The organism is Bacillus sp. S4 (assembly GCF_040838205.1).
Classification (GTDB): domain Bacteria; phylum Bacillota; class Bacilli; order Bacillales; family Bacillaceae_G; genus Bacillus_A; species Bacillus_A cereus_U.
Genome location: NZ_JBFPJI010000107.1, coordinates 1 through 11,009 on the forward strand (window position 1 = coordinate 1; position 11,009 = coordinate 11,009).

Sequence of the window (11,009 nt, forward strand, 5' to 3'; positions counted from 1 at the left end):
ATATTATTCGCAATATATACGATCGAATATTTAGAACCATTTAATGCAAAAAACTTCATAGAAAATGATTCAGCAAATGAATATGCATCATCCTTTAAAAACTTCTTCCAATTCTCATCATTACTTGGAATTTGCTTACCTTCCCATAACGGAAGTATATAATTTTCAGCTTGTACTTTCGGCCATGTAAAACTTTCTGCACCAGTCGATTCCACTTCAATATTTAAGTACTCTTTTTTCTTTTCTAAGTTTACTTTTACTTTTTGATCTGGATATTCCCACGATGTGCGATCCTTGTCTTTTTTTAAATTCGACACCTTCATTTTCGGTAACGGTTGCGATGCCTGTTCCTTTACACCATCATGTTCTACAGTTAACGTGAAAGTCTCTGGATTTACATCGTAAGTAAAATCTTTATACGTCGCTTTCTTTATTTTAGACTCTTGTAAAGCATTATTACCTTTTACATCACACCCGACTAAAGTCGAAAATGACATAGTAGTAAGAAGACATATTGCTATCATTTTTTTCATCTTCTGCACCTCCACCACTGAATATACAGGAGCTTTGTTACAGGAATGTGGCAAAAAATAATAGGGCCTGCCCCAAAAGCCGAACTTTGAAATGGAGTCATGTTCTTATTGGGTAAATTTGCAACAGTACATGAAATTATATCGAACACAAATAATAAGAGAGGGCCGTCCAATTTTTTTTGGACGACCCTCTTCAAAGTGTAAAAATAAGTTCACTTTTACTAATTATGAGTTCAAACAAATCAAAATTTTAACAAGCTTTCCTTAACTGAAAAAGTAACTGTATATAATATATCCTAAAACTAGCACTAAAATTAATATCCCTGTACCTTTCCAATTCATACCACCTGTCATATCAACAGGGCTACCTGATTCCGCCCTGTTGAGTCCATCATTCAAAGAACCGGTAGGATTATTTTTCAATTCACTTTGTCTCATACGCTCTCTTTTTTCTTCTGGTGACTCTTTTGAACTCATATAATCACCTCTAAAATTAATATTCATTTTATATTCTCTTTCTAAAATATTATTACTCCCAAAAAATCCTAGTTAAAATAAATTCCCCATAACTTAAAGAAAGCTAGCGATGCTAGCTTTCTTTATAATCCAATATGTTCTTCCTTATTTACAGTAATCCCTTTATGATCGATTTCAAGCTCACATACTTTCATAGCTGCAAATACTCTTGCTAATTGGTCAGCAATTTCTTGACGCTTCTCATACGGAGTTAAAATAAAAATGGATGGTCCCGCACCACTAAGCGCTGTGCCATATGCTCCGAATTCTTTTGCACATTTACGAATTGATGGTAATAACGGTACAAGTTCTAAACGATATGGCTCGTGGAAATGATCTCTTTCCATCATTTCACCTACAACTTCCCACTTCTTTTGACATAACGCAGCTACTAATACGTTACTTATCGCACTAGCCTTAACCGCTTCATGAAACGGAAACATCTCTGGTAATACAGATCGACTTTCATCCGTATTTAGCTCTTCATTCGGAATAAGAGAAATTACGCCTAATTCCTTACTTTCAATCCTTACAACCGAAACATTCTTTCCATCCAGTGCTCCGATTACAGTTCCACCTAGAATAGAAGCAGCAACATTATCTGGATGTCCTTCAAAATTTGTAGCAATTTGGACCTTTTGATCAGTTGTTAAATGTAAATTTCCAAGTTGATTCGCAAGCTCTATTCCTGCTACAATCGCTGATGCACTACTTCCTAGCCCTCTTGTCAGCGGAATATTACTAGTAACTTCTATTATATGGGGTGATAAAGAAGGACATACTTTACATGCCGTGCTAACAATTAAATTTTTATCGTCTGTTGGAATTGAATCGTCAAAAGAATGTATCACTTGCCACTTATCAGCTTCTCCCTTTACACTCACTTCTAAATATAATGACAAAGCTATTCCAACAGAATCAAATCCAGGTCCAACATTCGCTGTACTAGCAGGCACACGTACTCTCAATGGTATCACGACATAATCACCCCTTTTATATGTTCTTTAATTTGTTCTATATCATTTGAAACACTTACAATATCTAATTTATTAGAAGAAATTGCGATATCAGGATCTTTCAAACCATTTCCAGTTAATACTGCAACTACTGTTTCTCCCTTTTTGATTTTTCCAGATTGAACATGTTTCATTACGCCAGCTAATGAAGCATTTGATCCTGGCTCAGCGAAAACTCCTTCCGTTTTTGCTAGCAATCTATACGCATGTAATATTTCCTCATCTGATACCATATCTATCTCACCTCGAGACTGCTCAGCAGCCTCTACTGCATATGACCAACTCGCTGGGTTACCAATGCGTATTGCTGTTGCAATTGTTTCAGGTTCTTCAATTACATGTCCTTTTACAATTGCAGCTGCCCCTTCCGCTTCAAAACCGTGAATTCTTGGCTTCTTATAGCCTTTTTCTTTCTCGTATTCACAGAACCCTTTCCAATATGCTGTAATATTCCCAGCATTTCCAACAGGGATAGCTAGAACATCTGGTGCGTTTTGCAACTGGTCACAAATTTCAAATGCCGCTGTTTTTTGCCCTTCAATTCGATAAGGATTCACTGAGTTTACTAATGTTATCGGCTCTTCTGCAGCAATATTTCTTACAGCTCTAAGTGCATCATCAAAATTCCCTTCTATTGAAATAATCTCCGCTCCATAAGCAACTGCTTGCGCTAATTTCCCATGCGCAATTTTCCCTTCTGGTATTACGATAATACATTTCATCCCGAGGCGTGCCGCATAAGCTGCAGCCGATGCCGATGTATTACCTGTAGATGCACAAATGATTGCCTCTGCCCCTTCTTCTTTCGCCTTTGCAACGGCCATTACCATACCACGATCTTTAAAAGAACCTGTTGGATTCGCTCCTTCATACTTTCCGTATAACTGAATCCCTAATTGTTTTGATATATTTAATAATGGAATAAGGGGTGTATTTCCTTCCATTAAGCTGACATCAGGTGTGTTTTCATTCACTGGTAAATAAGAAGCATACTGTTTTAATAGTCCTTTATACATATTGTTTTTCCTCCTCAATAATGTAGTAACTGTTTATTTCACTTGCGACATCTTCTATCGCCCCTAAAACTTGTTCGAATTGATATTTTGAAGTTCGATGCGTCACAACAACGACTTCTGCAAGCTCACGATTCAAAGGTAATTGAATTACCTCTTTTAAACTCACAGAATAATCAACGAAACATTCTGTTATTTTTTGTAACATTCCAGGCTCATCTCGTAATGAAATACGCAAAAAGTATTTCGAAACTACTTCTTCATCTCCTTGTAATTCATACGGCTCCGGTTCTTTTAATACACTTTTATTTTTCGGAACTCGATTCATATTTTTAACGATTGAAATAATGTCACTTACTACAGCAGAACCAGTTGGTAACTTCCCAGCTCCAGGTCCGTAAAACATCACTTCTCCTACTGCTTGACCGTGAACATACACCGCATTGAATTCATTATTCACATTCGATAGCGGATGATGACTTGGTAATAAAGTCGGTTCTACACTTAAGTGAATGGATGATCCTTGTTTTTCAGCTTTACCAATTAATTTCATAGTAAATCCTAATTTTTCGGCCATCTCTAAATCTTCTTTTTCAACCTTTCGAATACCTCTAACTTGAACATCATCTAAAGAAACATTCATCGAAAAACCTAAGTTAGCAAGAATTGCTACCTTTCTCGCAGCATCTAGCCCATCTACATCCGCTGTTGGATCGGATTCTGCGAAACCTAATTTTTGTGCCTCCTGTAAAGCCTCTTCATACGACCATCCATTTTGACTCATCTTTGTTAACATGTAATTTGTTGTTCCATTTACAATTCCCATTATTTTTTCAATTTGATCCGACGCTAGCCCGTCTGTTAATCCTCTTAATATTGGAATCCCACCCGCTACACTTGCTTCATAACATAAATCACATTCATTTTTATTTGCCAATTGCAAAAGCTCCGCACCGTATACGGCCATTAAATCTTTATTTGCTGTTACGACATGTTTCTTACTTTGCAAAGCCTTCATAATATGTTGTTTCGCTTCTTCAATTCCGCCCATGACCTCTACTACAATATCAATATTTGAATCATTTAGAACTTCATCGACATTACTTGTTACTACGATTCCATCAATGCAAACATCACGTTCTTTTTCCAAATCACGTACAACGACTGTCTTTACCTTTACTTCATATCCTGTATCAAGAGCAATCTTTTGATAATGTTCTTTCAAAATATGGACAACACCACTTCCGACAGTACCTAACCCTAATACCCCAACATTAATAACATTATTCATCTTCTAATCTCCTCCTAAAATTTTATTGTTTATCTCTATCAATCACCTTGCTCTGCCATTTTTCCATGCAGGTGGTGGTTATTTCCGTACGTACTAATCGTTTCATATTACCGCACCTCCTTTCAAAGTAATAAAAAAACACACTCATCCCTAGGAAAGGGACGAATGTGTTTTCGTGGTTCCACCCTTGTTCCAACCTAGACTTATTTTCTTCTAGATTGCTCAAGTTCAGATAACGGCTGATACCGTCAATAATTACTAGATTACTCGTTCACTATTGAAGTTCAAAGGTGGTAAGATTATTTTTCGTGTTAGGAAGCTCACAGCCTTGGCTTCCCTCTCTGTAAACCGTAAAAATCATCTCATGTCCTTATCGTTACTTTTTCGTTCATGTCTATTTGTTAACTTATTATAGTTATGAAAATTTTAAAAAGCAAGCCTATTTTTATTTACTATTTTAAAGGAAATACATTATTATATTTTACAATAACAAATTATCTAAAACAAACTTATTCTCTGTCACATATATTCATCACAGACAAGCCAACAATATCCATATTAAAATTCCTTTCTAAAAAAAAAAGAGTTTTACGCTTTAACACTATATTTATAAAGTGAATTTTTTGTACCTACTCAGCCATACATTTCATTTAGGAGTTTGGTAAGGAGTATTATTCCAGCGAAAATACGCCCCTTATTACCTATAGAAAGTTACTTTCACTTTTCAGCATATAGATTGCTGCCATGAAGATAAAAAATGGACCTACACCTTGCTACCTTCCTTTATTTTAAAACTTTGCGCGTGGCAGGAAAAGGCCCTGACCGCTCCTATACATAGCCAGTCCCTCTCGACCATTAAAAAAGTGCTTTTCTGTCGGTTTTTCATAGAATGACTGAGTAGTTACAATTGTTCAATACAATCTCTTCGTATAACTTTCTTCTAAAGAACGTGCAACATCCTCTTCTGAAGCATTCACTTTCGCATGCTCCATTAACATTTTCGCTGCTGAAGGTAGCTCTGTTTTATTTAACCATGACTCTGGATCCCACATTTTTGAACGAATAAAAGCTTTTGCACAATGAATATAGCATTCTTCTATTTCAACAACAATTCCAAGTAACGGATTACGTCCATTCGCCTGCATCTCTTTCAAAATTTCTTCATCGTTTGTAATATATGCTTTACCGTTTATTCGGAGTGTTTCCCCAAGACCAGGAATAAAAAAGATTAACCCTACGTGCGGATTTGAAATAATATTTAAAATTGAATCTATACGACGATTGCCCGGCCTTTCTGGAATGATAATTTTATTTTTATTTAATACATATACATATCCAGGTGCGTCTCCTCTCGGCGAAGCATCACACTCTCCTAATTTATTTGCAGTAGATAATACTAGAAAAGGAGATTTAGATAGAAAATCTACGCAATGGTGGTCTAATGATGAAATAACTTTTTTCAAGGCCCGCTCACTCGGTTGCCCTAATATTTCTCGTAATTCTTCCTCTGTTGAAATAATCGATTTTATTTCCTTACTCTCTATCCCCACTTATAACCGCTCCTTTTTCTTTTTTTTCCCAAAATTCAATACAATTATTGTATAATAAAATTTGCAGAAAGGGGAATTAAAATGACAGAGTGGTTAAAAATATTTGATCCTGAAAGAAATACACTTGGGAAGAAATTACGTGATGAAGTGCATCGTGACGGTGATTGGCACGAAACATTTCATTGTTGGTTTGTAGAAAAAGATGCTGAAGATATGTTTTTATATTTCCAATTACGCTCTAAAAATAAAAAAGAAGCTCCGAGTATATGGGATATTACTTCAGCTGGACATATTATGCATGATGAAGATGTACAAATTGGTGGCCTTCGTGAAATCGAAGAAGAATTGGGGCTTTCCTTTCAAACGACTGATTTAGTATACAAAGGAATCTTTAAAATAGATTATGAAATTTCAAATCTTACTGATCGCGAGTTTTGTCATATGTATTTTCACAATGTCGTCAATCCGCTTCCATTCGCACCAGGTGAAGAAGTAGACGATGTGATGAAAGTACATGCAACTTCATTTCTACAACTATTTAAAAAAGATATTTCATCTTTAACGGCTATTTCTGTTTTAAACAATAAACCGATAACGATAACATTTGAAGATATTTATCCATATGACCTTGAATACTATGAATTTGTTGTAGAACAAGGAAAAGAATTGCTAAAAAATAATAGTTTGTAAATAAAATAGGACTTCCAGCTTATATTGTGCGGAAGTCCTATTTTATTTCTCATTATTGTTCAAGTATCTTTAATCTTTTCTCTACTCTCATAAATAAGCGAATGATTAACAACAGCATAATAACCATAATCGCTATCATTGTATGTGGATATCTAAACACTATACTAATAACACTTCCAATTAACATCATAATGAATCCATTTTGTTTCATCACTTCTGCACTATACCTGTTACCTGCATCCCATAATTCCTTATTTTTCATAGATCGTTTCGTACGGTAACCGTATGCTGCGTTAATATCCGTCGGTGGATTTTTTTGAAGAATAAGGGCCGCAAGTATAAATATAATACCAATCAATATGCTTATTCCTATGTTTACTAGTGCATCCATCAATTATATCCCCCCTAACTTACACTTTCATTATACGGTATAACCCTACATTTTCCAATTAGTGGCATATTTGTTTATTTTCTTTCTTTCGATGTCTGGAACATGCTTGGAAGTGTTACAAAACGTGCTCCTTTCGTTTTTAACTGCGGAATGATTTTGTCTAGCGAATCTACAGACCCTTGCAAATGTCCACCTGGAGTCGAATGTTGAAGTATGACGCTACCTGGAAATGAATTCCCTAACACATTATTTGTAATCGTATCAGCACTTACCCCTTTCCAATCAACTGTATCAACACTCCACTGTACAATCATAAAATTTTGCTCTGTTGCCCACTTCAATTGATTTTCAAGTATTTCACCATATGGTGGACGAATAAATTTCGGTGCATAACCAGCTAAACGATTTAATATTTCTTCCGTTTTTATAATTTGATTATGGTACTCAGCCTCATTTACTTTCGCTAAATTCGGATGGCTATACGTATGATTACCAATTACATGCCCTTCATTCGCGATACGCTTTACTACATTCGGAAACTTTTCTGCATTTTCACCAAGCAAGAAGAATGTAGCTTTCACATTATGTTGTTTTAACTTATCTAAAATTTTTGGAGTAAATACTAAATCTGGTCCATCATCAAATGTAAGAGCTACTTCTGCTTTATTGTATGGTCCTGAAAATGCATACGCATATTTTTCGACCCATGAAAATGGTGTCCATGACCCTCGATCCTCTTCTTTCATTTGGGCTTCATAATTTTGAGGAACATGTAATGCGTATGGCAATGCGTTTATATAGTCTCCATAATAAAATGAATGATATGGCATATAAGCATACGAAATATTACGTTCTGTCCCCAACTGAAATGGAACGAACATTTCTGGCGCATAAAAATAATACATGATAAAAACCTCCCTAAAATTTCATATGTGATTCATCTGCACTTTGTTAGAGAAATTCTTATCAATATACAAAAATAAGACTGTCCATAATTAGGACAGTCTTACTGCTTTATAAAATTAATAAATCGATGTACTATCTTTCGGCAAAACTTTCACATGTTTTAAATAACTTGTCACCCTGTCATCATCACCTTGCGGGTATTGATATCCATAAGCGTTAGCAATTTCGTTCGCAACTTCCCTAAATAGATCTCCCATTACAAAGAATGACTGCCATATATTTTCATATTCTGCATTTGAAAATGTCTTTCTAAATTGCTCCCACGTATCTTTTTCAACATATTGCTCGAAATGCTTACCAAACTTTCCGGTATTCACTGTAAAATTTGTTTTCATGCCAATATGCCATTCTATCATTACGATTAACATATCTCGCATTGGGCCTTCAAGCATTCCTTTCGCATAAGAAAATTCCTCTCTCCATAACCCTTTCCCTACATTTGTGCTGCACCACCAAAATTCATTACAGCAATCGAAAAACTCTTTTTCTGTAGGCTTTTTTATAACGTAATCTTTATCACTTGCTGGCGGAAATTCTCCAATACAATTGTCTTTATCCAGTAGTAATTTACTTAAACTATCCTGTCCAATAAATTTATTTATTAAATCCACTGGAACTAGCATTAAATCAATCCGGTTTCCATCCATAAACTGCATTAAATACGGAAATTTCCCGTCTTCATCCGCTGGAACTAACGACATTTCTTCCGGCATTTGCACAATCATTATTTCTCCAAATCTATGAATCCAACTATGATTACACGTAAAAGATTGTATATCTTTTACAACATAAATAATATCATAGTCTTGGAAACAATCTTTTTTCACATTTGGATTCACACGTGACCCATTCATAATGACAGCTCGAATTCTTTCATCCTCTTTTGCTGTATTTATAATTAAGTCTAGCATTTCTTTTTCAGTTCTCATCTATTCCTAACCTCCAATTTTTTATATAAACTTATATTGTTATGTATGTTGGAGGTCCTCGGGCTAACTTTGTTACACACGATACATGTTATAATTTTTGAAACATCTTTTTCATTCCACTTATCTCCTTACATCATTCTTTAACGACTGCCATTACAAATCCATCATACCCTTTACTTCCGACAGTTTGAAGCGCCGTAGCACTTACACGCGGCTCAGCAGCTATTAATTCATAGAATCGGCGTATCCCTTGTACACGAGGATCGCTGCTAGTATTGTCAATAACTTCTCCTTCACGTACTACGTTATCCCCAATAATTACAGTACCAGGGCGTGATAGTTTCATTGCCCATTCAAAATAAGCCGGATTATTTTGTTTATCAGCATCTATGAAAATAAAATCAAATGGTTCATACTTCTCGTTTTCTATTTTCTGTAAAGAATCTAACGCTAATCCTACTCGTATTTCTATTCTATCATTCAAATTGGCACGTTCAATATTGCTCCGTGCAATTTCAGCATGCTTTTCACTTGCTTCTAATGTAACAATTCGCCCTCCAGATGGCAATGCTCTTGCAAGCCATATAGTGCTATATCCGCCTAGAGTGCCAATTTCTAAAATGTTACGAGCTCCTTGAATTTGTACTAATAGTTGTAAAAACTTCCCTTGAGTTGGCGATACATCATGTGCCGGCAAATTAGCTCCAGCATTTGCTTGAAGAACCTCTTCTAATGTAGAATCTTTTGGTATTAATACGTCACTCATATATTGATCAACAGCAGTCCATTTCTCAATCATACTCATGTAAATACCATCTCCTTCAATTTTTTAATGATTTTCTACCATTCACATTTTATCATACAGAAAATTCTGTTTCATATACAAAAAATACAGAAGGGACACCCATTCCATTACAGAATAGATATCCCTTCTTTGTTTATAAAGTGAAACTTTAATCAGTGGGGGTTTTGTTCATCCCCCACTGATTATTAGTTGAACCAATCGGGCGTTTACGGGCAGTTGATCTCCCACCTAACTTCTTTGCTCCAGCCGAATTTTGAGGTGGGAGTTTTACTGCCCGTTAATGCGGGATAAATTTAGTCCTTACGGATTAGTAGACCAAAGTCCTGCTGATTTAATAAATGTACGTTTATTTAATTTCAGCTGTGCTACGATAAATTCTGCAATATCTTCTGCTTGCATTACTTTATCAGGGTTTCCATCAGTTAACCCTAAATCTACAGCCATATCAGTTGCTACTGTACTTGGTGTTAAAGCTGTTACACGAATGTTATGTTTACGAACTTCCATCGCTAACGATTCTGTTAAACCAAGAACACCAAATTTAGAAGCACTATACGCACTTGTTACAGGTGCCCCTTTTTGCCCTGCTGTAGATGAAATATTAATAATATCACCAGATTGTTGTTCAATCATGCTTGGTAAAGCTGCGCGGGTTGCATAGTATACACCCATTAAGTTTACTTGAATGATTTTTTCCCAATCAGCAACGTCTAGTTCTAAAAACTTACCAAACTTAGAAATACCAGCGTTATTAATTAAAATATCGATAGATCCTAAACCGTTTTTTAATGTTTCAATTGCAGTAGTTACCTCTTCATATGAAGATACGTCAGCAGTCGCAATAACAGCTTTTACACCTTCTGCTTCCACTTCTTTCGCAACTGCTTTTAAATTTTCTTCTGAACGAGCTAAAAGACCAACATTTACGCCCTCTTTTGCTAATGCGATCGCTACAGCACGACCAATCCCTCTACCTGCGCCTGTAATTAAAGCATTTTTTCCTTGTAATAATTCTGCCAAGTATAACACTCCTTAATCTTCTCAGTTGTTTATTATATTAAAAGTGTATCTATGTTTATGTAAAAAGGCAATGATGCACTTTCATGTGCGTAGGTTACTTCTAGGTAACTATAGAAAGTTTTTATTTATAAGTCTCACGTTTTTATCATTATTCATGTAAAATAAAAACAAATCCAGAGTAGGAGAGTGTATGTATATGAAAAGAAAAAAATGGTTCTTGTCACTAACTGCAGTCGGGCTATGTATCATATTTTTTGCGATGTACTTTACATTTGGTAATCCTCTAAAC

Annotated in this window: 11 protein-coding genes, 2 pseudogenes and 1 other annotated feature; of the genes and pseudogenes, 2 read left to right on the forward strand and 11 right to left on the reverse strand. The window is 35.4% G+C overall.

Going from position 1 to position 11,009, the window contains the following annotated elements:
* From AB3X48_RS12420 to AB3X48_RS12445, 6 genes and pseudogenes are all read right to left on the reverse strand, one after another.
* A pseudogene (locus tag AB3X48_RS12420) lies at window positions 1–533 on the reverse strand (glycoside hydrolase); the annotation flags it as partial.
* Between the two features lie 264 nt (window positions 534–797).
* Window positions 798–1,010 (reverse strand): DUF6366 family protein, encoded by a 213-nt coding sequence (locus AB3X48_RS12425; RefSeq protein ID WP_016104577.1) that lies wholly within the window; start codon window positions 1,008–1,010, stop codon window positions 798–800.
* A 122-nt stretch (window positions 1,011–1,132) separates the two neighbouring features.
* Window positions 1,133–2,026 carry a homoserine kinase gene (thrB, locus tag AB3X48_RS12430; RefSeq protein WP_016104576.1) on the reverse strand — a complete coding sequence of 298 codons (894 nt, stop codon included), beginning with the start codon at window positions 2,024–2,026 and terminating at the stop codon, window positions 1,133–1,135.
* Window positions 2,023–3,081 (reverse strand): threonine synthase, encoded by a 1,059-nt coding sequence (gene thrC, locus AB3X48_RS12435; RefSeq protein WP_016104575.1) that lies wholly within the window; start codon window positions 3,079–3,081, stop codon window positions 2,023–2,025. The genes thrB and thrC overlap by 4 nt, the downstream gene beginning before the upstream one ends.
* The gene (locus AB3X48_RS12440) at window positions 3,074–4,369 is read right to left on the reverse strand and encodes a homoserine dehydrogenase (RefSeq protein ID WP_016104574.1); all 1,296 of its coding nucleotides are present in this window, start codon (window positions 4,367–4,369) and stop codon (window positions 3,074–3,076) included. Before AB3X48_RS12440 ends, thrC begins: the two co-directional genes overlap by 8 nt.
* 154 nt (window positions 4,370–4,523) lie before the next feature.
* Window positions 4,524–4,755, reverse strand: a binding site (T-box leader).
* A 525-nt stretch (window positions 4,756–5,280) separates the two neighbouring features.
* Window positions 5,281–5,919, reverse strand: coding sequence for a pyridoxamine 5'-phosphate oxidase family protein (locus tag AB3X48_RS12445; protein WP_016104573.1), 639 nt, complete (start codon window positions 5,917–5,919; stop codon window positions 5,281–5,283).
* Between the two features lie 81 nt (window positions 5,920–6,000).
* On the opposite strand from AB3X48_RS12445, the gene AB3X48_RS12450 reads away from it, so the two are divergent.
* On the forward strand, window positions 6,001–6,609 hold the full coding sequence (locus AB3X48_RS12450) for an NUDIX hydrolase (RefSeq protein WP_016104572.1): 609 nt from the start codon (window positions 6,001–6,003) through the stop codon (window positions 6,607–6,609).
* Window positions 6,610–6,661: 52 nt separating this feature from the next.
* Here AB3X48_RS12450 and AB3X48_RS12455 read toward each other — a convergent pair whose 3' ends face one another.
* From AB3X48_RS12455 to AB3X48_RS12475, 5 genes are all read right to left on the reverse strand, one after another.
* Window positions 6,662–7,000 carry an SdpI family protein gene (locus AB3X48_RS12455; protein ID WP_016104571.1) on the reverse strand — a complete coding sequence of 113 codons (339 nt, stop codon included), beginning with the start codon at window positions 6,998–7,000 and terminating at the stop codon, window positions 6,662–6,664.
* A 74-nt stretch (window positions 7,001–7,074) separates the two neighbouring features.
* Window positions 7,075–7,905: a peptidoglycan-N-acetylglucosamine deacetylase gene (locus tag AB3X48_RS12460; RefSeq protein WP_002158259.1), complete on the reverse strand. Its 831-nt coding sequence runs from the start codon at window positions 7,903–7,905 to the stop codon at window positions 7,075–7,077.
* A 117-nt stretch (window positions 7,906–8,022) separates the two neighbouring features.
* Window positions 8,023–8,895: an aminoglycoside 6-adenylyltransferase gene (locus tag AB3X48_RS12465; RefSeq protein WP_016104570.1), complete on the reverse strand. Its 873-nt coding sequence runs from the start codon at window positions 8,893–8,895 to the stop codon at window positions 8,023–8,025.
* 133 nt (window positions 8,896–9,028) lie between these two features.
* The gene (locus tag AB3X48_RS12470; protein ID WP_016104569.1) at window positions 9,029–9,700 is read right to left on the reverse strand and encodes an O-methyltransferase; all 672 of its coding nucleotides are present in this window, start codon (window positions 9,698–9,700) and stop codon (window positions 9,029–9,031) included.
* Window positions 9,701–10,000: 300 nt separating this feature from the next.
* The gene (locus tag AB3X48_RS12475) at window positions 10,001–10,720 is read right to left on the reverse strand and encodes a 3-ketoacyl-ACP reductase (RefSeq protein ID WP_000818985.1); all 720 of its coding nucleotides are present in this window, start codon (window positions 10,718–10,720) and stop codon (window positions 10,001–10,003) included.
* Window positions 10,721–10,910: 190 nt separating this feature from the next.
* Here AB3X48_RS12475 and AB3X48_RS22075 point away from each other — a divergent pair.
* Window positions 10,911–11,009 (forward strand): annotated as a pseudogene (locus AB3X48_RS22075) (DUF3139 domain-containing protein); the annotation flags it as partial.